At 65.6% G+C, this 22,216-nt stretch carries 21 protein-coding genes and 1 riboswitch; of the genes, 14 read left to right on the top strand and 7 right to left on the bottom strand.

Annotated elements, in window-relative coordinates:
* The 7 genes from Q0C42_RS12850 to Q0C42_RS12880 form a co-directional block, all read left to right on the top strand.
* Positions 1-318 (top strand): DUF1345 domain-containing protein (locus Q0C42_RS12850; protein WP_295076350.1); only part of this gene is annotated, 318 nt, incomplete at its 5' end.
* A 184-nt stretch (positions 319-502) separates the two neighbouring features.
* Complete coding sequence (locus Q0C42_RS12855) at positions 503-1,417, top strand: glyoxylate/hydroxypyruvate reductase A (RefSeq protein WP_295076353.1); 915 nt, start codon at positions 503-505, stop codon at positions 1,415-1,417.
* A 154-nt stretch (positions 1,418-1,571) separates the two neighbouring features.
* Complete coding sequence (locus tag Q0C42_RS12860) at positions 1,572-2,462, top strand: DMT family transporter (protein WP_295076356.1); 891 nt, start codon at positions 1,572-1,574, stop codon at positions 2,460-2,462.
* Positions 2,463-2,669: 207 nt separating this feature from the next.
* The gene (locus tag Q0C42_RS12865; protein ID WP_295076359.1) at positions 2,670-4,037 is read left to right on the top strand and encodes a glutamine synthetase family protein; all 1,368 of its coding nucleotides are present in this window, start codon (positions 2,670-2,672) and stop codon (positions 4,035-4,037) included.
* An 80-nt stretch (positions 4,038-4,117) separates the two neighbouring features.
* Entirely contained in the window at positions 4,118-5,500 is a 1,383-nt protein-coding gene (locus Q0C42_RS12870; protein ID WP_295076362.1) for an aldehyde dehydrogenase family protein, read from the top strand.
* Complete coding sequence (locus tag Q0C42_RS12875) at positions 5,497-6,657, top strand: iron-containing alcohol dehydrogenase (RefSeq protein WP_295076365.1); 1,161 nt, start codon at positions 5,497-5,499, stop codon at positions 6,655-6,657. The genes Q0C42_RS12870 and Q0C42_RS12875 overlap by 4 nt, the downstream gene beginning before the upstream one ends.
* A 42-nt stretch (positions 6,658-6,699) precedes the next feature.
* Positions 6,700-7,941 carry an FAD-binding oxidoreductase gene (locus Q0C42_RS12880; protein WP_295076368.1) on the top strand — a complete coding sequence of 414 codons (1,242 nt, stop codon included), beginning with the start codon at positions 6,700-6,702 and terminating at the stop codon, positions 7,939-7,941.
* Between the two features lie 48 nt (positions 7,942-7,989).
* Here Q0C42_RS12880 and Q0C42_RS12885 read toward each other — a convergent pair whose 3' ends face one another.
* Both Q0C42_RS12885 and dacB read right to left on the bottom strand, forming a co-directional pair.
* Positions 7,990-8,214 (bottom strand): hypothetical protein, encoded by a 225-nt coding sequence (locus Q0C42_RS12885; protein WP_295076371.1) that lies wholly within the window; start codon positions 8,212-8,214, stop codon positions 7,990-7,992.
* A gap of 436 nt (positions 8,215-8,650) precedes the next feature.
* Complete coding sequence (gene dacB / locus Q0C42_RS12890; protein ID WP_295076374.1) at positions 8,651-10,156, bottom strand: D-alanyl-D-alanine carboxypeptidase/D-alanyl-D-alanine-endopeptidase; 1,506 nt, start codon at positions 10,154-10,156, stop codon at positions 8,651-8,653.
* A gap of 136 nt (positions 10,157-10,292) precedes the next feature.
* On the opposite strand from dacB, the gene Q0C42_RS12895 reads away from it, so the two are divergent.
* A complete protein-coding gene (locus tag Q0C42_RS12895) occupies positions 10,293-11,168 on the top strand; it encodes a helix-turn-helix domain-containing GNAT family N-acetyltransferase (RefSeq protein WP_295076377.1) in 876 nt (291 codons plus the stop codon).
* 57 nt (positions 11,169-11,225) lie between these two features.
* On the opposite strand, the gene Q0C42_RS12900 is transcribed toward Q0C42_RS12895, so the two are convergent.
* The gene (locus tag Q0C42_RS12900; RefSeq protein WP_295076380.1) at positions 11,226-11,828 is read right to left on the bottom strand and encodes a nicotinate-nucleotide adenylyltransferase; all 603 of its coding nucleotides are present in this window, start codon (positions 11,826-11,828) and stop codon (positions 11,226-11,228) included.
* Between the two features lie 286 nt (positions 11,829-12,114).
* Between Q0C42_RS12900 and ettA the strand changes: the two genes are divergently transcribed.
* The 5 genes from ettA (at position 12,115) to Q0C42_RS12925 (ending at position 16,746) form a co-directional block, all read left to right on the top strand.
* The gene (gene ettA, locus Q0C42_RS12905; RefSeq protein ID WP_295076383.1) at positions 12,115-13,770 is read left to right on the top strand and encodes an energy-dependent translational throttle protein EttA; all 1,656 of its coding nucleotides are present in this window, start codon (positions 12,115-12,117) and stop codon (positions 13,768-13,770) included.
* A gap of 24 nt (positions 13,771-13,794) precedes the next feature.
* Positions 13,795-14,979, top strand: coding sequence for a hypothetical protein (locus tag Q0C42_RS12910; RefSeq protein ID WP_295076386.1), 1,185 nt, complete (start codon positions 13,795-13,797; stop codon positions 14,977-14,979).
* Between the two features lie 210 nt (positions 14,980-15,189).
* A complete protein-coding gene (locus Q0C42_RS12915; protein WP_295076389.1) occupies positions 15,190-16,107 on the top strand; it encodes an alpha/beta hydrolase in 918 nt (305 codons plus the stop codon).
* A gap of 185 nt (positions 16,108-16,292) precedes the next feature.
* Complete coding sequence (locus Q0C42_RS12920) at positions 16,293-16,451, top strand: DUF3309 family protein (RefSeq protein WP_295076392.1); 159 nt, start codon at positions 16,293-16,295, stop codon at positions 16,449-16,451.
* Positions 16,452-16,488: 37 nt separating this feature from the next.
* Positions 16,489-16,746 carry a hypothetical protein gene (locus Q0C42_RS12925; protein ID WP_295076396.1) on the top strand — a complete coding sequence of 86 codons (258 nt, stop codon included), beginning with the start codon at positions 16,489-16,491 and terminating at the stop codon, positions 16,744-16,746.
* A gap of 28 nt (positions 16,747-16,774) precedes the next feature.
* Here Q0C42_RS12925 and aroA read toward each other — a convergent pair whose 3' ends face one another.
* Positions 16,775-18,121 carry a 3-phosphoshikimate 1-carboxyvinyltransferase gene (gene aroA, locus Q0C42_RS12930; RefSeq protein ID WP_295076399.1) on the bottom strand — a complete coding sequence of 449 codons (1,347 nt, stop codon included), beginning with the start codon at positions 18,119-18,121 and terminating at the stop codon, positions 16,775-16,777.
* A gap of 104 nt (positions 18,122-18,225) precedes the next feature.
* Positions 18,226-18,912 (bottom strand): tRNA (guanosine(46)-N(7))-methyltransferase TrmB, encoded by a 687-nt coding sequence (locus Q0C42_RS12935; protein WP_295076401.1) that lies wholly within the window; start codon positions 18,910-18,912, stop codon positions 18,226-18,228.
* A 202-nt stretch (positions 18,913-19,114) separates the two neighbouring features.
* Between Q0C42_RS12935 and Q0C42_RS12940 the strand changes: the two genes are divergently transcribed.
* Positions 19,115-19,444 (top strand): GYD domain-containing protein, encoded by a 330-nt coding sequence (locus Q0C42_RS12940; protein ID WP_295076404.1) that lies wholly within the window; start codon positions 19,115-19,117, stop codon positions 19,442-19,444.
* A gap of 38 nt (positions 19,445-19,482) precedes the next feature.
* Here the strand turns inward: Q0C42_RS12940 and metK are convergent, their stop codons facing one another.
* Together metK and lnt are read right to left on the bottom strand one after the other, a co-directional pair.
* A complete protein-coding gene (metK, locus tag Q0C42_RS12945) occupies positions 19,483-20,649 on the bottom strand; it encodes a methionine adenosyltransferase (RefSeq protein WP_295076407.1) in 1,167 nt (388 codons plus the stop codon).
* A gap of 7 nt (positions 20,650-20,656) precedes the next feature.
* A riboswitch (SAM-SAH riboswitch) is annotated at positions 20,657-20,705 on the bottom strand.
* A gap of 32 nt (positions 20,706-20,737) precedes the next feature.
* Positions 20,738-22,213, bottom strand: a complete 1,476-nt coding sequence (gene lnt / locus Q0C42_RS12950; RefSeq protein WP_295076410.1) for an apolipoprotein N-acyltransferase — start codon at positions 22,211-22,213, stop codon at positions 20,738-20,740.
* Positions 22,214-22,216 lie beyond the last annotated feature (3 nt).

Consider the following 22,216-nt stretch of genomic DNA (forward strand, 5'->3'; position numbering starts at 1 on the left):
GCCCGGCTGTCCGCGCTGGTCAGCCTGCCGCTGGGCTGGGCCACGATCCACGTCCTCGTGGCCTTTCACTACGCCCACCTGCATTACCGGGCGGAAGAAGAAGGCGAAGGCTTCCGCTTTCCGGGCAAGGGCGACCCCGACGCTTGGGACTTCCTTTATACCAGTTTCACCATCGGCATGACCGCGCAGGTCTCGGACACCGAGGTCACGACCCGCCCCTTGCGCCGGGCGGTGCTGGTGCATGGCGTGGCCTCGTTCTTCTACAACACCGGCATCCTGGCCCTTGCCGTGAATGCAGCCGTGTCGGCTGGGCTGTGAGCGGTTTCTTCGGGGAAGCCGGACCCGGAGCCTTCAAAGGCTCCGCACTGGAGTTTTCGAAAACTCCGGCACCGACTTGCTGTCTGCACGGCAGAAATCCTTGACAAATCGCCAAGGGCCACGCCCAACCTTTTGAAATTGCTTGATCCGAAATCCGTCCACCGTGGACAGCCCGAAAGCCGCCATGCCCCTGATCCTTTTCGCCGTCCCCGCCCTCTGGCCCGAATACCGCGACGCCTTGCCTGCCGCGATCGCCGAGGCTGGGATCGACGCCCGCATCGTCACCGAGGCCGACCCCGCCGAGGTCGACTACATCGTCTACGCCCCCGCCTCGCCCCTGCAGGACTTCACTCCCTACACCCGCGCGAAGGCGGTCCTGAACCTCTGGGCCGGAGTCGAGAAGATCGTCGGCAATCCCACCCTCACCCAGCCCCTGACCCGGATGGTCGACCCCGGCCTGACCGAGGGGATGGTCGAATGGGTGGTCGGCCACACGCTCCGCCACCACCTTGGCATGGACCGCCACATCGTGAACCCCGGCCATGCCTGGGACCCGACCTGCCCGCCCCTCGCCCGCGAACGCCCCGTGACGATCCTGGGGATGGGGGCCCTTGGTTCCGCCTGCGCCGAGGCCCTGCGCAGACTGAACTTCCCGGTGACCGGCTGGAGCCGCACGGAAAAGCCCGGTCAGCTGCAGGGCGACCACGGGTTGCGGGCGGCCCTTTCGACCGCACAGGTCCTGATCACCCTCCTGCCGAAGACGCCCGAGACCGAGAACCTTCTCAACAAAGGCACCCTCGCTCACCTGCCCAGGGGGGCGGTAATCCTGAATCCGGGTCGGGGTGCACTGATCGACGACGATGCCCTCATGGATGCGCTGAACTCCGGCCAGATCGGCCATGCCACGCTGGACGTCTTCCGCGTGGAACCGCTGCCGCAGGACCACCCCTACTGGACGCATTCCCGCGTCACCGTCACCCCCCACATCGCCGCCGACACCCGCGCCCTCACCTCCTCCCGCGTGATTGCCGAGAACATCCGCCGCGGCGAGGCCGGGGAGCCGTTCCTGCACCGCGTCGACCGCGCGCGCGGCTACTGACCACCGCCCCCTCCGTCGCTGCGTTTGGGTCTGCGCAAACCGCGAGGAGCGACCCGAAGGGAAGCGAGGAGCCTTTCCCGGCCCGGCAAGGTCGCGAACGGGACAGCCGTCCGCCCCGCCCCATGCCAGCACTACCGGAAACGAGGTGCAGGCAATGCGATACGGTCGGGGAGTGGCTCTGGTGCTGGCGGCGGGCAGCCTCTGGTCGCTGATGGGCCTTGGCCTGCGCCAGATCGAGGCGGCAAGCGTCTGGCAGATTCTGTTCTGGCGGTCGGTGGGCATGGTGCCGGTCCTTCTGGCCTTCATCTGGTGGACCTCTGGTGGACGCCCGCTGGACCAGATCCGGAAGGTCGGCCTTGCCGGGGCAATTGGTGGCTTCGGCCTCGTCTTCGCCTTCGCCGGTGCAATCTTCGCGATCCAGACCACCACCATCGCCAATGCGGTGTTCCTCTTCACCGCCTCGCCCTTCGTGGCCGCCATCCTGGGCTGGATCATCCTCGGCGAACGGGTGAAGCCCTGGACCTGGGCGCCCATCGGCCTGGCCGTCTTCGGCATGTACCTGATGGTGCGTGAGGGGCTGGCGATGGGCGCGCTGGCAGGCAACCTCGCAGCACTTCTGTCTGCCGTGGGCTTCGGCGCCTTTTCCGTCTGCCTGCGCTGGGGCAAGGTGGGTGAGATGCTGCCCGTCTCGATGCTGGGCGGGGTCTTTTCGGTGATCGTCGCCGGCCTTGTCCTGACCGCCACCGGCGCGGCCATCCCCGCCTCGCCCTGGGACATGGGCGTCTCCGCCGCCATCGGCGCCGTGATCCTGGCGCTGGGAATGGTGATGTTCACGCTTGGCTCGAAAGTGATCCCCGCCGCCGAACTGACGCTCCTGTCGCTGATCGAGGTCCTCCTGGCCCCGATCTGGGTCTTCCTTTTCCTGGGCGAGACGGCATCTCCCGCCACCTTCATCGGCGGCGGGGTCCTTCTGGCCGCCGTGGCGCTGAATGCCGTGATGGGCGCGCGCAGTCCCCGGAACGAAGGGGTTGCGGAAACCTCGTGACCAGTGATTAATTGATCAAATTCGCGGGCCACAGTGCACCGCGGGTCCTGGGGAGATTGATCATATGCGGTCCGAGCCGCAAGACACCGCGCATGGCCCCTGCTGGCCGCGCAAGCCGGAGTTCGGTGGGGCCTATGGGTATGCGTTGCCCTGACCACCGGGGCCGCGGCCCTACCCCCCAATTCCGACCTATGAAAGAGGCACCACATGCCCGGTAATCTGACCCTTGAAGACCTGAAGAAGGCCGTAAAGTCCGGCGAAATCGACACTGTCGTGGCCGCCGGCATCGACATGCAGGGCCGCCTGATGGGCAAGCGCTTCCACGCGCAGTTCTTCGTCGACGGCGGCTGGGAGGAAACCCACTGCTGCAACTACCTTCTGGCCGTGGACATGGAGATGACCACGGTGCAGGGCTACAAGTCCTCGAACTGGGAAACCGGGTATGGCGACTACACGCTGAAGCCCGACATGGCGACGCTGCGCCGCATCCCCTGGCTGCCGGGCACCGCGCTGGTCCTTGGCGACACCCAGGACCACGCCACCCACGCCGACGTCCCCCACGCCCCTCGGTCCATCCTGAAGCGCCAGGTCGAACGCGCCCGCGCACTGGGGTTCGAACCGATGATGGCGACGGAACTGGAGTTCTACCTCTTCGAGAACTCCTACGAAAACCTGCGTGACGGGGGCCTCAACGCGCTCCGCACCGTAGGCGGCTACAACGAGGATTACCACATCTTCCAGACGACCAAGGAAGAGGACGTGATGCGCGCGGTCCGCAACGGCCTTTATGGCGCAGGCATCCCGGTCGAGAACTCCAAGGGCGAGGCCGAGGCGGGACAGGAGGAGATCAACTACAAATACTCCGACGCGCTGGACACCGCCGACAACCACGTGATCATCAAGAACGCGATCAAGGAAATCGCTTGGTCCAAGGGCAAGTCGGTGACCTTCATGGCCAAATACGACCACCGCCGCGCGGGGTCTTCCAGCCATATCCACCAGTCGCTTTGGTCCAAGGACGGGAAGGCATCGTTTGCCGACCACGATGACAAGCACGGCATGTCCGACCTGATGAAGCACTACCTTGCGGGCCAGCTGCACCACGCCCGCGACATCACCGCCTTCCTTGCCCCTTACGTCAACAGCTACAAGCGCTTCACCATCGGCATGTTCGCCCCCACGAAAGCCGTGTGGAGTGCGGACAACCGCACCGCAGGCTTCCGCGTCTGCGGCGTGCACAGCAAGGCCGTCCGCGTGGAATGCCGGATTCCCGGGTCGGACGTGAACCCCTACCTCGCCTGTGCCGCGCTGCTGGCCGCGGGCCTTGACGGGATCGAGAAGAAGATGGCGCTGGAACCCGAAATGCGCGGCGACATGTACTCCGCCAAGGGCATCCGCGAGATCCCGCACACCCTGCGCGAGGCGGCGGACCTGCTGACCAAGTCGCAGATGCTGCGCGAGGCCTTCGGCGACGACGTGATCGACCACTACCACCACGCTGCCCAATGGGAGATTTCCGAGACCGACCGCGTCGTCACGGATTTCGAACGCGAACGGCTTCTGGAACGCGCCTGAGCGTAGGGTGGGCGGTATCGCCCACCCTACCCCCGCGCCAAAATCAAGGTCGGCAACAGCCCGACGCACAAGGACCGAAGATGAAACCCATCCAACTGATTTCCCCCGTCGACGGCAGCGTCTACGCCGAACGCATGCCCCTGTCTCAGGCCGCCGCCGAAGCCGTGGTCGCCCGTGCCCGCGCCGCGCAAAAGCCCTGGGCCGCCCGCCCGCTGGAAGAGCGTATCGCGCTGGTCAAGGCTGCGGTCGCCAAGCTGAACACCATGACCGATGTCGTGGTGGAAGAGATCGCCTGGCAGATGGGCCGTCCCACCCGCTATGGCGGCGAGTTCGGCGGGGTGAACGCCCGCACCGACTACATGGCCTCCATCGCGGCCAAGACCCTCGCGCCCGAGATGATCGAGGACTCGACCGCGTTCCGCCGCTACCTCGCCCGCGAAGCTGTGGGCGTCGTCTTCATCATCGCGCCCTGGAACTACCCTTACCTGACCACGATCAACACCCTCGTCCCCGCCCTCATCGCCGGGAACACCGTGGTCCTGAAGCACGCCTCGCAGACGCTTCTCGTGGGCGAGCGCCTGGCCGAGGCCTTCCACGCCGCAGGCATCCCCGAAGACGTCTTCCAGAATGTCGTCCTTGACCACGCTACCACCGAAACCCTTATCGGCAAGCGCAGCTTTGGGTTCGTGAACTTCACCGGGTCCGTCGGCGGCGGCCAGGCCATCGAACGCGCCGCTGCGGGGACCTTCACCCCGCTCGGCCTCGAACTCGGCGGCAAGGACCCCGGATATGTCCGGCAGGATGCCAACCTCGACCTCGCGGTGGATGTCCTGATGGACGGTGCCATGTACAACGCCGGCCAGTGCTGCTGCGGGATCGAGCGGATCTACGTCCACGAATCCCTCTTTGACAGCTTTGTCGAGAAATCCGTCGCCTGGGTCGGCCAGCTGAAACTTGGCAACCCCTTCGACGCCTCCACCACCCTGGGCCCGATGGCGCACAAGCGGTTCGCACAGACCGTGCGCGATCAGACGGCGGAGGCCATCGCCAAGGGCGCGAAACCACTTCTGGACCCCAAGACCTTCGCCGATGACGGCGGCGCCTACCTCGCGCCGCAGATCCTGGTCAACGTCGATCATTCCATGCGGGTGATGAAGGAAGAATCCTTCGGCCCCGTGGTCGGCATCATGTCGGTGAAGAACGACGCCGAGGCCATCGCCCTGATGAACGACAGCCCCTACGGCCTGACCGCTTCGATCTGGACCGAAGACTACGACACCGCTGCCGCCCTGGGCGCGCAGGTTGACACCGGGACCGTGTTCATGAACCGGGCCGACTACCTGGACCCGGCGCTGACCTGGACCGGCGTCAAGGACACCGGGCGCGGCACGTCGCTGAGCTACCTCGGGTTCCATTCGGTGACCCGGCCGAAATCCTATCACCTCAAGAAAGCGCCGAAATGAGCCACTCTGTTCCCAACCGTAACTGGTCCTACCCCACCGCGATCAAGTTCGGCGTCGGCCGCATCGCCGAACTGGGCGACCACGCAAAGTCCATCGGCCTGACGAAACCGCTCCTCGTCACCGACAAGGCGCTTGCCTCGCTGCCGATCACCGCCAACGCGCTGGACGTGCTGGAGGCCGCAGGGCTGGGCCGCGCTGTCTTCTCCGAGGTCGACCCGAACCCGAACGAGATCAACATGGCCGCCGGGATCGAGGTCTACCTCGCGGGCGGCCATGACGGGGTGATCTGCTTTGGCGGCGGCTCGGCCCTCGACCTTGGCAAGATGATCGCGCTGATGGCGCACCAGCCAGCGAAGCTGAAGGTCTGGCAACTGGAGGATATCGACGACTGGTACACCCGCGCCGATGCCTCGAAAATCGCGCCGATCATTGCCGTGCCGACGACGGCCGGGACCGGGTCGGAAGTGGGCCGCGCAGGCGTGCTGACCAACTCCGAAACCCACAAGAAGAAGATCATCTTCCACCCCAAGCTGATGCCCGCCGTCACGATCTGTGACCCCGCGCTGACGACCGGGATGCCGAAGTTCATCACCGCAGGCACCGGGATGGACGCTCTGGCGCATTGCCTTGAAGCGTTCTCCTCCCCCTTCTACCACCCGATGAGCCAAGGCATCGCGCTGGAAGGGATGCGGCTGGTCTTCGAGAACCTGCCCAAGGTCTATGCCGATCCGAACGACCTTGACGCCCGCGCGCATATGATGTCGGCGGCCGCGATGGGGGCTGTGGCGTTCCAGAAGGGCCTCGGCGCGATCCATGCCCTCAGCCACCCGATCGGGGCGGTCTACAACACCCACCACGGCACCACCAACGCCGTGGTCATGCCGATGGTGCTGGACTTCAACCGCAAGGCCGTGAAGGACCGGCTCGCCTCTGCGGCGGCCTATTGCGGGATCAAGGGCGGCTACAAGGGCTTTTACCAGCGCGTGCTGGACCTGCGGGCCACGCTGAACATCCCGGAAAACCTGACCAAGCTGGGCGTCACCAACCCCGACCTCGACATGCTGACCAAGATGGCGCTGGAGGACCCCTCCTGCGGCGGCAACCCGGTCAAGCTGACCAAGAAGAACACCCGCGCGCTGTTCGAGGCCTGTTTGTAGGGTGGGCGATATCGCCCACCCTCCCTTCGGGTGCGCCAAGGCATGACGCTGCGCCAAACGACCGAGATCGCGGTCATCGGCGCCGGTGTCGTCGGGCTCACCATCGCGCTGGAGCTGATCGACCAGGGCCGCGAGGTGGTTCTGGTCGATCCCGGCCAGCCCGGCATGGGCGCAAGCTACGGCAATGCCGGCACCATCGCCGGTTATGCCACCAGCCCGGTCGGCACGCCTGATGTGCTGCGGTCGCTGCCCTCGCTGCTGTTCTCGCGGACCTCGCCGCTGGCGATCCGCCACCGTGCGCTGCCCAGCCTTGCGCCCTGGCTTTTGCGCTTCCTGCACCAGTCGCTTCCCGCCCAGGCCGAGCGCAATGCGCGGGGCATCGCGGCCCTTCTGACCGGGGCGGCCGAGCTTTGGGACGACCTTGCACTGCGGGTCCAGGGGGCAGGCATCCTGCAACGGCGCGGCTGCCTTTACCTGTATGAGACCCCGCAAGCCTTTACCCAGGCCTGGAGCGAGCTTGACCGGCGTCGGGCACTGGGGGTCGAGGTCGACCTGATCGGCCCGGACGGCCTGGTCGACCTGGAGCCGAACCTGCCCGCCACCCTTGGCGGGGCCGCCTTCTTCACCGGGGCCACCTTCCTGGACGATCCGGGCCGGATGATGGGCCTCATCGCCGCGGCGGTGCTGGACAAGGCCCGCCACCTGCAGGTCCGCGCCGAAAAGCTGTCGCGCAGGCCGGACGGCGTGGTGATCGAGGGCCCCGGGCTGCACCTGCACGCCCGCCGCGTGGTGATCGCCGCCGGGGCGCATTCGCGGCGGCTTGCGGCGCAGGCGGGGGACCGCATCCCCTTGGACACCGAACGCGGCTACCACGTCGAATGGGATATGGCCGAGCCGCTACTGACGCGGCCCGCCTGCCCCACGGCGCGCGGCTTCTACTTCTGCCCGATGTCCGGGCGGCTGCGGGTGGCGGGGACGGTGGAACTGGGCGGCCTGCGCCTTCCTCCCTCACCGCACCGGATTGCCAGGCTTGTCGAAGGCGCGCGGGCCTTCTTCCCCGACCTCGGACCGCCGGACCGCGAGTGGATGGGGTTCCGCCCGTCGCTGCCCGACAGCCTGCCGGTGATCGGACCCTCGGCCGGAGGCTCCGAGGTCATCCTTGCCTTCGGGCATGGGCATCTGGGCGTCACGATGGCGCCGATGACGGCCCGGATCGTCGCGGACCTGCTGGCCGGACGCGACCCCGGCCGCGTCGCGGTCGCCTGTCGGCCCAACCGGTTCTAGATAGGTGCCGCCGCCGCAAAGGCGGCGGCAGCAGTCGTCTCGCAAAGGTCAGCCAGGCGTCGTGACTGGTTCGTCGTCATCATTCCCGCAGGCGATGGCGCACAGCAGGATGCCGCCGATGAGCACCGGAATGATCCAGCCGGACCGCGGCGTCTCTTCCACGACGACATCGGGCTGGATTTCCTCTTCGATCACGATCGGCCCGCCGGCAAAGGCGGCGGTGGACGTCAGCGCCAGCGAAAGCGCAAGGACGGGGGCAGCAAGGAGTTTCATGGAGGGTCCTTTCATGGAGCGGTGGTTCCGATCAAACCGATGGTGGAATGGTTGGTTCCGCGGGCCCTTCAAGCAGCTCGCAACTGTGCCCCAAAAGTCACAGCGAACCCTCGGCGGCAAAAGAAAAAGCCCGGTGGCAGCGGCACCGGGCTTCCTGTGAGCCGGCAACACGCCGGACACCTTAGAAATCTTTGAGCGGCTGTGATCTTGGTTCGCCGCTGTTGTTCCAATCATATCCGGACCAGCGATGTAGGCAAACTATCAAGAAGTCATTTCCTCTACTCGTTCGTATAGCGCCGCACCTCGACCCGGTGCCGACAACCGCTTTTCCGCTGCCCGCAATTGCATAAATCATGCAGTCTGCATCCGGACCTTTTGGCGATTAGACGAGCTTTTGGCACATTTCGCACAACGCACCGGCAGCAGCCTGCAGCGCTCAGGAATAGGCCCCGGCCCACCGATTGATAAGCTGCCCCTGCAACCGCCTTGCGCGCGAAGTCCAGGCCTTGCCGCCCTCCGGCTCCTCGCGCAGGGCAACCGGCACGGCATCGCGCCGTTCGGGGTCGCCCGAGAAGATCGCGAAGACCAGTTCCCGCCCGCCGTTCGCCCCAGAGGCGCTTACCGCAGCTTTCGGCGGCACGATATACCCGGCCAGGCCCGAGACGAAGTTCAACGTCCCAGACTTCGCCAGCACTTTGACCGGGTGGCCGTCGATCACCTTGCCCCGGTCATCCTTCATGCCCACGTCGCGCAGGATCGCCTTCAGTCCGCGCCCCTCGCGGTCGGCCTGCACGAGGAGCCGCGCCATCCCGGCCGCCGTCACGCGTGAGTCCCCGCCCAGACCGGAATGGTCGTGCAGCTGGAAGCTGACGCCAAAGCGTGCCTGCACCCAGTCGGACATCGCCCGGCCCGAAGTCTCCAGATTTTGAGCGCGAGACGCAGTGAGGCCGACGCATTCCGCCGTCAGGTTGGTGGAATACTTCAGCATGTCGCGCAGAACCTCGGGCAGCGGCTCGCTTTCGATGCGTCCGATCTCCTGTCCTTCAGGAATCGCACCCGCACGCTCGCCCACCTCCAGCCGGATACCCTGCGCGCGCGCCAGAGTCCGGAAGACCTCGGCCACATAGGCCCCCGGATCGCGCACCGGCAGCCAGCGGCTTCCGCCCTTTCCCAAGGCGCTGGAAGCGACGGTCCATTCCTCGACCCGACTCCGGCCATAGGTGAACAGGGGCGCGTCGCGCTGCGCCACCGCGACCCGCACCATGCCGACCGGCGGCAGGAAGCGCTCGCCCCGCGCATCGACCGTGGTCTGCCAGTCGCCCGAGACGCGCTTCCATTCGAAATGCACGCGGTTGAAGTTCAGGCACAGGCCCGCGATGGCGGCGTTGTAGCCCACGTGGTCGGGCTGATCCTGCGCGATCCCATCCATCCGCGGCAGCGCGCCGTCCCAGTACAGGAACCGCCCCGTCGCGCCCTTCAATCCGCCCTTTGCCAGACGCGCCACCAGATCGCCCAGCTGGTCGGTCTGCAGCGTCGGGTCGCCACCGCCCACCAGCACAAGATCCCCCTGCACCATGCCGCCTGTGACCGGCCCAGTCGCCAGTACCCGCGTCTGAAAGCGGTACCCGGCTCCCAGCTTTTCCAGGGCGTAAAGTGCGGTCACCGCCTTTGCGACGCTGGCGGGGGGCAAAAGCCGGTCGGGCTCCCGCGCTTCCAAGAGATCGCCGGTGCGTGCGTCCATCAGCACATAGGCGACCGACCCGCCCAGCTTGGCCGCAGCGATCAGCTCGGATGTGTCCAGCGGCCCCTTCGCCGCCTGCACCACGGCCGCCTTGCCGCCGCGCGCGACCGGACGAGGCGAGCTGTCCATCACCTCGGCCAGGCCAGGCGTCGCCACCCCCGCCAGAAGCCCGGCCAGCACCATCCGCCGTGAAATCAGCATTCCGTCTCTCCGTTTGGCATGGTGATAGCCGCTTCTTCGGCGATTCCACCAGTCTGCGATGCCACTGCCGAAATCGCACTTGCGTGAGAATAATATCTGACTAAAGTCCGACATATTACCTGACCGGGGTCCGACAATGCTGGATGCCATCGCCCGCCTGCGCCGCTTCAACCGCGCCGTCACCCGCGAGGTCGGGGCGCTCGACACCTCGTTCCTTGGCCGGGGTCGCCCGCTGGGCATGGTCCGCGTCCTGCAACTGGTGCGGCCCGAGGGCACCGATGTGGCGCTGATCCGCGATCGGCTGACCCTGGACTCCGGTCTCACCAGCCGATTCCTGCGCAGCCTGGAACGCGAGGGGCTGATCGAAACCGACACCGACCCCGCCGACCGCCGCCGCCGCATCGCCCGTTTGACCACGGCGGGCCAAGCCGAACTGGCCGCTTACGAGGCCATCGGCCACGACCGCGCCGCGCGGCTGATCACCAAGGCCGGGTCGCGCGCCGATGAGGTCGTCGCGGCCATGGACCTGATCGCCACGCTTCTGAACCGCGATCAGATGGAAATCCGCGAGGCCGACCCCGACAGCCCCGAGGCGCTGGCCTGCCAGCGGGCCTATTTCTCCGAGCTTGTCGCCCGTATCCCCGGCCTTCATCTGGACCAGTTCCCGCTGCCGGACCCGAAGGCCGACAGCTATCGCCCGCCCAAGGGCCGCTTCCTGGTCGCCTGGTCCGACAATCTGCCCGTCGGTTGCGTCTCGCTGCGCCCGCTGGACACGACGACGGCCGAGGTCAAGCGGCTGTGGGTCCACGACAGCGCACGCGGCCAGGGCCTTGCCCGCCGGCTGATGACCGCCATCGAGGGCGAAGCGCGCAGCCTAGGCTATACGACGCTGAAGCTGGACACCAACTCCGCCCTGACCGAGGCGATCAAGCTGTACCGCGCGACGGGCTGGTCCGACATCGCGCCCTACACGCAACCGCCCGGTGACACCTGGATGGGCAAGACCCTTTGACCCGGCCGCCCTTTGCGTCTGTCGTCCGCGGCCGCCCAAGACAGGGTCGCCCCAAGCCTAGCGTCCCGACTTCCACCCGCCCCGCGCCCGGATTTCGGTCGAGGAGGCGTCGTTCATCGGCAGGTTCACGAAGGACCAGACCGGCGGCCGGTGCCCGCGCAAGGTCTCGCCCCGGTCAACCTGGTGTACCTTGAACGCCCGCGCCGCGACTGAAAGCCGTGCCGCCACCCCCGCGCCCGGCCGTGCCAGCACACCCACGGCCACCGACCGCAGGATATCGCGCCAGCGGCCCCAGCGGTGGAACTGAACCAGGTTGTCCGCGCCCATCAGCCAGACAAAGGTGACCCCGGGATAGATCGCCCGCAGCCGGTCGATGGTATCCGCCGTCGCCCGCGTCCCCAGGCTTTCCTCCAACGCCGTGATCTTCACCCGAGGATGCCGCATCACCGCCCGCGCCCGCGCCAGTCGGTCCGCCATCGGCGCGGGCTGGCGGGTCTTCAGCGGGTTGGCGGGCGTCACCAGCCACCACACCTGATCCAGACCCATCCGCTTCAACGCCTCGCGGGTGATATGCACATGCCCCTCATGCGCCGGATCGAACGACCCGCCGAGCAGCCCCACGACCATCCCTCTGGTCGCCACCGGAAACCCCTGCCGCATCCCATCCCCGCTGCCTGTCCCGGTCAATTGACCGCAGGAGAGGCGGGTTTACAATGGCTTCGCTGCTTGCGTCGCGGACGGCGTCAGTCGCAGGCCACAGTCTCGCGCAGGACCGCCATCACCGTGACGGCGAAAGCCAATCCCCACCGCATCCTGCATCTCAGGTCCAGGTGCCGCACAAGCGGCCACCCGGGACAGCCTGCCAAGTCCGCCCCCCCACACCCTGACCGTTGCAGCGCGGCCCCATCGTCGCTACATACGCGCCAACCCCCGAATGGAGCGCGTCATGGCCAGCTATCAATACGTCTACCACATGGAGAACGTCTCCAAGACCTACCCCGGCGGCAAGAAGTGCTTCGAGAACATCCACCTCAACTTCCTGCCCGGCGTGAAGATCGGTGTCGTCGGCGTCAACGGCTCGGGCAAATCGACCCTGCTGAAGATCATGGCCGGCATGGACACCGACTTCAAAGGCGAAGCCTGGGCCGCCAAGGGGGCCAAGGTCGGCTATCTGGCGCAGGAACCCTACCTCGACCCCAAGCTGACCGCGAAAGAGAACGTCATGCTGGGCGTCGCCAAGGAAACCGCGATCCTGGAGCGGTACAACGAACTGGCGATGAACTACTCGGACGAGACCGCCGACGAGATGGCCGCCCTGCAAGACCAGATCGACGCCGGCAACCTCTGGGAGCTTGAAGCCTCGGTCGGCGTCGCGATGGACGCGCTCCGTTGCCCGCCCGACGATTCCGATGTCGAAACCCTGTCCGGGGGCGAACGCCGCCGCATCGCGCTGTGCAAGCTTCTCCTGGAAAAGCCCGACATGCTGCTGCTGGACGAACCGACCAACCACCTGGACGCCGAGTCGATCGCCTGGCTGCAAAAGCACCTGATCGCCTACCGCGGTACCATCCTGATCGTCACCCACGACCGCTATTTCCTGGACGACATCACCTCGTGGATCCTGGAACTCGACCGTGGCCGCGGCATTCCCTACGAGGGCAACTATTCCGCCTGGCTGGACCAGAAGGCCAAGCGCATGGCCCAGGAATCGCGTGAGGACAAGTCCAAGCAGAAGGCTCTGGAAAAGGAACTGGAGTGGATCCGCTCCGGTGCCAAGGCCCGCCAATCCAAGGGCAAGGCACGTCTGTCGCGCTACAACGAGATGGCCAGCCAGACCGTCAGCGAACGCGCCACCACCGCGCAGATCATCATCCCGAACGGCGAACGCCTCGGCAACAAGGTGATCGAGGTTGTGGGCCTGAAGAAGCACATGGGCGACAAGCTGCTGATCGAGAACCTCTCGTTCACCGTGCCGCCGGGGGCGATCGTCGGCGTCATCGGCCCGAACGGGGCGGGCAAGTCCACGCTGTTCCGCATGATCATCGGGCAGGAAGCGCCGGACGAGGGCACAATCACCCTCGGCGGCACGGTCAAACTGGCCTTCGTCGATCAGTCCCGCGACGCCTTGGACCCCAACAAGAACGTCTGGGAAGAAATCTCCGGCGGGGCCGAGGTCATCCACCTTGGCGACATGCAGATGAACTCCCGCGTCTACACCGGGGCCTTCAACTTCAAGGGGACGGACCAGCAGAAGAAGGTTGGTCTCCTGTCGGGCGGTGAGCGCAACCGCGTCCACATGGCCAAGCTCCTGAAGTCCGGTGGCAACGTGCTCCTCCTCGACGAGCCGACCAACGACCTCGACGTCGAAACCCTGCAGGCCCTGGAAGCCGCCATCGAAGACTTCGCCGGCTGCGCGATCATCATCAGCCACGACCGCTTCTTCCTGGACCGCCTCTGCACCCACATCCTGGCGTTCGAGGGCGACGCCCATGTGGAATGGTTCGAGGGCAACTTCCAGGCCTACGAGGACGACAAGGTCCGCCGCCTCGGCCCCGACGCGCTGGAGCCGAAGCGGGTGAAGTACAAGCGGTTCGCGCGGTAAGCGCATCGATTTCAGGAGGCGTACTTGGTTTGGAAACCAGAGGACATCCTTTATGAGAACCCACCACAGCCGCGGCAAAGAACGTCCAAACTCTCGCATGTTTTGGGCCTTGCAGGACCAAGTCTTGAAACATTAGCATCTGCAGCTGAAGAGCTTGAATATCGTGAAATTAGCTACGTAGCTGCCTTCTTCCAGTTGCCATACCCCGTCTGGGTAGAGGATAAATGGATTTCGGTTAGAGCAGCTAGAGAGGGACTATTTTGCGATTTAAAATTTGATGTTCAAGAAGTCATCTTCAGCCCAGTTGGCCCTACCGTCGCCCGACTACAAGAATACTCCGATTCGAACCTTCCCTTAATAACCCAGGTAACCGCTCTGCTTCCGGTATGGGGGATTAGATCAAGATACCACGAGAAGTATCTAAATTTATGCGAAGCGAACAGCTCAGGCAATCCGCTTATAATTCCTCAAGGCGACAGCTGGGTTGACAATCGGCCAATTCGCCTGATTCAGTACCAGACAAATTTCGCCGCACGGCTAATTGTTGAATGTCAATTCGCCATAGCAAGGTTTTTGCCGACCTACGCCCTATTGAGCATATCAGAAGCTCTCATTCCAACTAAACTCTTTGGATACTGCACCATGCTTTGCCCCGGGAAAGTAGTGTTCGGCGGCGACTTCATCCCAATTTACCAAGGATTCCCTGGAAAGGCTCAACTGCGAACTCCCAGGAGGATTTCAAAGGAAAGAATGAATTTTGCGCTGAGCAATCCCGCAAGGTCCCTAAACAAGTTCGAATCCCAACTTATAGCTTTGGAACGCATTCGCTCATCGGGCGAGCATGAACTCGCTCTGGTCGGAACACTTTCGCTTCTAGAATGGCTTTTAAAGGAGTTTTTATTGCGAGAACATAAAATTAAGGTGGATACAATTCACAAAGCGCTGCAGAAATGGAAAAGCTGCCAATTGAGGCCGTGCGAGTTTATCTATTTCGATGGACTTCGAGTGAGGAGAAATTCGGCGGTACATGAAGGTCCGCCACAGCGCCAATCAATGACCTTTGCCCTTCCCGATTCTGGTTACCTCACGCTGGGCTTAAGGTCGTCAATTAGCGCTCTAGAAGTTAGGCAGGCAATTGAAAATCTGTTCGAAATTTATCGCAGAATGAACCTTTACACAGTCAACTCAAGTGAACCGCAAAGAGCCTGATGGCACGCACGATAACAGCTTGGCACCCAAGCTCCTGACCAATTCCAATCATACTTGAGAACACGCACCCCCCAATCCTTAACACCACCCTAACGCCCACAGCCAACCCCTTGAAATCCCTCACCCCGCTCCCCTGCCCACGCGTGGGCAGGCGGAGGCTCTTCCCCTCCCCCACCCCCACCCCTACACTCCCCGGGAAAGGGGGACCCCATGACCCAGCCCGACTACCAGACCCTCATCGACGCCCCCACCTGGGCCTTCATCGAGCGGACGAACGCCTCCTACCCCCCCGACACCGCCACCCTCTCCATCGCCGAGCAGCGGGCGATCTACGACCGGATGTGCGCCGCCTTCGACACCCCCTACCCGCCCGGAGTGACATCCCACGACCAACCCATCGCCGGCGTCCCCTGCCGCATCTATCCGGGGGCGCGGCCCACCGTCCTCTACCTCCACGGCGGAGGCTACGTGGTGGGCGGCCTCCACTCCCACGACGGGGTCTGCGCCGACATCCGGGGGGCCACCGGCCTGACCGTCGTATCGGCCGACTACCGGCTCTCGCCGGAACACCTCCACCCCGCCGCCTTCGACGACGCCTGCTCAGTCGCCCGCACCCTTGCCGCGAAAGGCCCCCTGGTCCTCGTCGGAGACAGCGCCGGAGCCAACCTCGCCGCCGCCGCCTGCCACGCGCTGCGGAGGGAGAGCCTGCCGATCCGCGGCCAGGTTCTGATCTACCCGGGGCTCGGCGGGGACCTGAACCAGGGCAGCTACCTTACCCACGCCAATGCCCCGATGCTGACCCGCGACGACGTCCTCTTCTACAAGGACATCCGTCACGCCGGCCCCGCGCCCGCAGGTGACCCCACGGTCAGCCCGCTGCAGGACACCGACTTCACCGGCCTGCCGCCAACCCTTGCCATCGCCGCCGAATGTGACCCCCTCGCGGACGACGCCCAAGCCTATGCGACCAAGGTCGCCGAGGCGGGAGGCCGCGCGCAGTGGGTGGTCGAGCAGGGTCTCGTCCACGGCTACCTTCGCGCGCGGCATTCCGTTCCCCGCGCGGCGGAGAGCTTTGGCCGGATCACGTCCGCCATCGCCGCCCTGGCAGAGGGTCGCTGGCCTTGCTGACTGCAGTCCCGCAGTGGTCGTGGGGTGGTTTGTAGCTGGGTAGAGATAGCTACAGTGCAGCCGGAGCCCGGCGTCGGGAACGGCATGGCACGACAAGGCGGCCGCCCGCCGGAACCACCTCCGACCCCTGAGCGTTCTTCCGCCGACCGGAGTCCCTTCCGGCCTCCATGCGAAAGGCGAAACCCATGTCTCTCGGCACCATTCTTCTCGTCATCCTCGTTCTCCTCCTTATCGGCGCGCTGCCGAACTGGGGGTATTCCAGCGGCTGGGGCTATGGCCCGTCGGGCGTGGTCGGGGTTCTCTTGGTGATCCTGCTGATTCTGGTCCTGATGGGACGCGTGTAGCGCGGCCCGACAGGGGCGAGAAACCGGACGGGCGCGCTTGGAAAGGCGCGCCCGTATCCATGTCGAGGCTACGCTGGCAAACCTGACGCCGGTCTACCGCCTGCGGGCAAGCCACTGGAAGGGTTCGACTTCCAGACTTTCGACTGTGAACTGCCTGCAGGGAACCGGCCCGCCGGAGCCTGCGTTGTTCCGGCAATCAACCATCAGGAGAACCCCCATGAAAGGCGCACTTGCCTGGCTGATCGGCATCCCGATCCCCATCATCATCATCCTCTACCTGCTCGACGTCTTCTAAGCAGGAGGCTCTAACATAAGGGCCGAGGTCAGCCCCGCTCGATCTCGGCCCCAAGGCGGCGCATCAGGTCTTCGAAGATCGGGAAAGAAGTCTGGATCGGCGAGCCATCGTCCACCGCCACAGGCGCTTTCGCCGCCAGTCCGCAGACGAGGAAGCTCATCGCAATGCGGTGGTCGATATGGGTCGCACAGGTGGCGCCCCCCGGGACGCCACCGGGTCCCATGCCGTGGACGATCAGCGTGTCCTCGTCCTCCTCGACGCGCACACCGCAGGCTTCCAGCCCGCGTGCCATCGCATCGATCCGGTCGCTTTCCTTGACCCGCAGTTCCTTCACGCCCCGCATGACGGTCTTGCCAGCGGCGAAGGAGGCGACCACCGACAGCACAGGGTATTCGTCGATCATCGAGGGCGCGCGTTCCGGCGGCACTTCGATCCCCTTCATGCTGCCGCTGAAGCGGACGCGCAGGTCGGCCACCGGCTCGCCTCCCTCTTCGCGGGGGTTCTGAAACTCGATTTCGGCACCCATCTCGACCAGCGTGAGGTACAGTCCGTTCCGGGTCAGGTTCTGGCTGACACCCGGCACTATGATGTCCGAACCCTCGACGATCAGCGCCGCACAGACCGGGAAGGCGGCCGAAGACGGATCGCGCGGCACCGCGACGGTCTGGGGCCGGAGCTCCGGTTGGCCCGTCAGGGTGATGACATGGCCTTCCCCGGTCTTTTCCACCGACAGCTTCGCACCAAAACCGACCAGCATCCGTTCCGAATGGTCCCGAGTCGGCTCTTTCTCGATGACCACGGTCTCGCCGGGGGCGTTGAGGCCCGCCAGCAGAACCGCCGACTTCACCTGGGCCGAGGCGACAGGCAGCGCATAGCGCACGGGAACCGGGTTCGCGGCGCCCACGATGGTCATCGGCAACCGTCCGCCCTGGCGGCCGTAGGCGCGGGTCCCAAACAGCGAGAGCGGGTCGGTCACCCGGCCCATCGGGCGCTTGCGCAGGGACGCATCCCCGGTGAAGGTTGCCGTGATCGGCGTCGTCGCCATCGTCCCCATGATCAGCCGCGCCCCGGTGCCGGAGTTGCCGACGTCCAGCACGTCCGCCGGTTCCTGGAAACCACCGACGCCGACGCCGTTGACCGTCCAAGCCCCCTCGCCATGCCGCGTGACCGTCGCGCCGAAGGCCCGCATCGCCTTGGCGGTGTCCAGCACGTCCTGGCCTTCAAGAAGGCCCGAGATCTTCGTCTCTCCCACTGCCATCGCGCCGAAGATCAACGAGCGGTGCGAGATAGACTTGTCGCCGGGTACAGCTGCCACGCCCTTCAGGGGCCCCGACTTGCGGGATTTCATCGGTTGCGCTTCGCCGTGGCCGGACATCATCGTCTCCCCTGAGGTTCGGAAAGCCTGATACCGCAACCGAAAGCCCCGCGCGACCCCGATTTCTTCACAGAAAATCGGTCCGGAGTTTTCTAAGTTTCGTACTAGCTCCGACGGAAGGTCAGGTAATGCGGCTGCCGCCCTTCGCGCAGGGCCTTCTGCTCGTAGCGGGTGGAGAGCCAATCCTCCCATGCCGCGCCCTCGCCGGTTTGCGCGACCAGTTCGAACCCGGCGGGCGGCACCTCCTCCAGCGTCTGGCGGACGTAATCGGGGATGTCGGTCGCCACGCGGAACTCGGCCCCTCGGGCCATCTTGCGGGCCAGAGGGAGCAGATACTCTGGCGTCACGAAGCGGCGGCGGTGGTGGCGCGCCTTGGGCCAGGGGTCGGGATAGTTCAGGAAGACCTTGCTCAGGCAGCCGTCGGGCAGCACGTCGAACAGGTCGCGCACGTCGCCGGGGTGAAGCCAGAGGTTCGTCACCCCTGCGCCCCGGATCTTGCCCAGCAGCATGGCGATGCCGTTCACGAAAGGCTCGGCCCCAAGGATCGTGACGCCGGCGTTCAGCGAGGCCATATGGACCAGATGCTCGCCCCCGCCGAAGCCGACTTCAAGCCACAAGGGCCCCTGCACGAAGCCAAGGTCCAGCGGCGATCGTGACGGGTTCTCCTCGCGGGTGACGCCCCGCAGGGTCAGGGGACCAAGGTCCTCGGCCAGATAGTCCTTCTGGCTGGCGCGCAGGGTCTTGCCGCGGATCCGGCCATAGAAGTTGCGGCGGTCGCCGGTATCGGTCATGCAAAGGCCCCGCTGGTGTTCCCGGGCCTTCAAGCAGAGCGGGGCGCAAGGGTCAAGCCGACCGTGCTGAGCACGGTTCAGACCCAGGCCGCCGGATGATATTCACATCCGACAATACAATGCGGCGCAATCGTGATACCGTCCGTGCTGGTACCAGCCTGCAGGGCATCGGGCCATGCAGCTGTGCTAGGGAGGTTAACCAATGGCACGTTACATCGTCACTGGAAGCTATACCGCTGCGGCAATGAAGGGTCTTCTGGCCAAGCCATCAGACCGCGAAGCTGCAACGTCCGCACTGGTTGCGGCAGCGGGGGGAAAACTCCACTCCTTCTACCTGACCACCGGGGATTGCGACTTCATGATGATCACCGAGACCGACAATCTGCAAGACATGCTGGCCGCGTTGATCGTTGCAGGGGCGTCGGGGGCGGTCTCTGGCCTGAAGACCGTTCAGGCCTTCTCTTCGGCCGAGTTCACTGCGGCGCAGAAACGTGCTGGCGAGATTGCCCAGAAATACATGGCACCCGCCTAAAGGCTTGCGCCGCCCGGGTCAGGGCGGCGCAACATTGATCAAACGGCCTTCTTCAGGGCCTCGACGAGATCCGTCCGCTCCCACGAGAAGCCGCCATCGGCTTCCGGCGGGCGGCCGAAGTGGCCGTAGGCCGAGGTGCGGGCGTAGATCGGGCGGTTCAGGTCCAGATGCGTGCGGATCCCCCGGGGCGTCAGGTCCATGACTTCGGCCACGGCCTTCTCGATCCGGCTGGCTTCCACCTGGCCGGTGCCGTGGGTGTCGACGTAGATCGACAGCGGCTTGGCCACGCCGATCGCGTAGCTGACCTGCAGCGTGCAACGCTCTGCCAGACCGGCGGCCACCACGTTCTTCGCCAGATAGCGCGCGGCGTAGGCGGCGGAACGGTCGACCTTGGTCGGGTCCTTGCCACTGAAAGCGCCGCCACCATGCGGGGCAGCACCACCGTAGGTGTCGACGATGATCTTGCGGCCCGTCAGGCCCGCGTCGCCGTCCGGCCCGCCGATCACGAAGGTCCCCGTCGGGTTCACGTGCCATTCGGTCTTCCGGGTGATCCAGCCCTCGGGCAGGACCTCGCGGATGTAGGGCTCCACGATCTTGCGGATGACCTTCGAGGTCTGGCGCTTGGACGTGTGCTGCGTCGAAAGAACGATCGAGGTCACCTCCACGGGTTTCCCATCGGCATAGCGCAGCGTCAGCTGGCTTTTCGCATCCGGGCCAAGCGTCGGCTCGGCGCCCGATTTGCGCACTTCGGCCAGGCGGCGCAGGATCGCATGGGCGTACTGGATGGGCGCGGGCATGTATTCCGCCGTCTCCAGCGTGGCATAGCCGAACATGATGCCCTGGTCACCGGCCCCATCCTTGTCGACGCCCTGCGCGATGTGCGCGGACTGTTCGTGGATGTAGTTGTGAACCTTGATCTTTTCCCAGTGGAACTTCTTCTGCTCATAGCCGATGTCGCGCACGCAGTCGCGGACGATGCCGTCGATCCGGCCCATCATCGCCTTGGTCGCCTCCTTGGAGGAGAGGCCGACCTCACCCCCGACGACGACACGGTTGGTGGTGGCGAAGGTCTCGCAGGCGACGCGGGCGTTGGGCTCCTCCCTCAAGAAGGCATCCAGGACGGCATCCGAGATGCGGTCGCAGACCTTGTCGGGGTGGCCCTCCGAGACGGACTCGGACGTGAAGACGTAATCTTTGCGGCTCATTGGGAAGTGCTCCGTTGGGTGATCCCCGCCACGCCAGGAAGCCGTTGTGGCAGTTCAGGAAGCGCCTTAGACGCCGGTGGGCGGGGCGTCAATGGGAAGGCCGCCGCCGCCCGATCATCGCAAGCCCGGCGAGACCGGCCAGCAACAGCGCCAGCGGCCCGTCGCCCCAACGGGCATAGGGCGTGGGCGGCAAGGCACCGGGGATGCGGGTGTCCAGAGCGTCCATGACACCGAAGGGCAACTGGTCCACCACCCGGCCCCTGGCATCGACCACCGCCGTGACGCCGGTGTTCGCCACCCGGATCAGCGGCAGGCCCTGTTCGATGGCCCGCAGCCGCGCCTGGTCGAAATGCTGGAACGGACCGGTCCAGACGCCGAACCAGGCGTCGTTGGTGATCTGCAGGATCCAGTCGGCCCGGTCCGGCATGGCGTTCACGTCGCGCGGGAAGATGGCTTCGTAGCAGATCAGCGGCAGCACCTTGCCGAAGCGGCCCAAGTCCAGGACCCGCGGTCCCGGTCCGGCGGTGTAGGTGTTGCCCGCCTGCGCCGCAAAGGCGCGCAGTCCGAACCAGTCATAGGCAAGATCGCCGAACGGGATGTATTCACCAAAGGGGACCAGATGCGCCTTGTCGTAGCGCGCGGTCTCGCCGCCATCGCCTTCCAGGACCCGCAGGCTGTTGTAGAAGCGCCCGGCCTCCTCGCGCTGGATACCCAGGGCGACCGGACGGCCACCCGACGCCGCAACCACCATGTCCGCGACCTCGGGGCTGTATTCCAGCATGTAGGGCACAGCCGTCTCGGGCCAGATCGTCAGATCGGCGGGGCCGTCTTTCGCGGTCAGCGCGATCAGCCGGTCGAAGAATTCCTGCGCGCGCGCGGCGTCCCATTTCACCGATTGCTCGGCATTTGGCTGGACGAGGCGAAGCGTCAGATCCCCGGCTGCGGGCATCGTCTGCGCAAGACGCCAGAGCCCCCAAGCCAGGGCGCAGCCCAGCACCGCAGCCGCGCCAAGCGCACCCCGCCAGCGCCAGACCACCGGAAGCACTGCGACCGTCAGGGTCAGCAGGCTGAGAAGGGACGGACCTCCCAGCGCGGCAAGCTGGTCCAGCGGTGTGCCGATCCAGACATGGCCCAGCATCGCCCAGGGAAAGCCCGTGAAGACAACCCCCCGCAGCCATTCCAGCGCAACGAAAGCCACGACGAAGGCCAAGGCGGGCCGTCGTGCCAGCCGCGACATGAGCGCCGCGAGCGCCCAGAACAGCGCAAGTCCCGCGGAAAGCAGCACCAGAGCGAAGGGCGCCATCCAGCCGTGGCGCGCGATATCGATCAGGAAGGGCTCGACGATCCAGTTCAGCGCAAGGGCGAAGTATCCCGTCCCGGCCCAAAGCCCGGTCAGGAAAGCCCCCCGCCGGTCGCGCACCCGGTCCAGGAGCCAGACCAGCCCCGCAAGCCCCGCCAGCGTCGCCCACCAGAACCCCGGCGGAGCCTGGCCCAAAGCGGCAACCGCACCCAGCCCGAAGGCCAGCGCGGCGCGGCGCTTTCCCGACAGCCAGGCCTCAACCATGCA

Source organism: Tabrizicola sp. (assembly GCF_022842145.1).
Lineage (GTDB): Bacteria > Pseudomonadota > Alphaproteobacteria > Rhodobacterales > Rhodobacteraceae > Tabrizicola.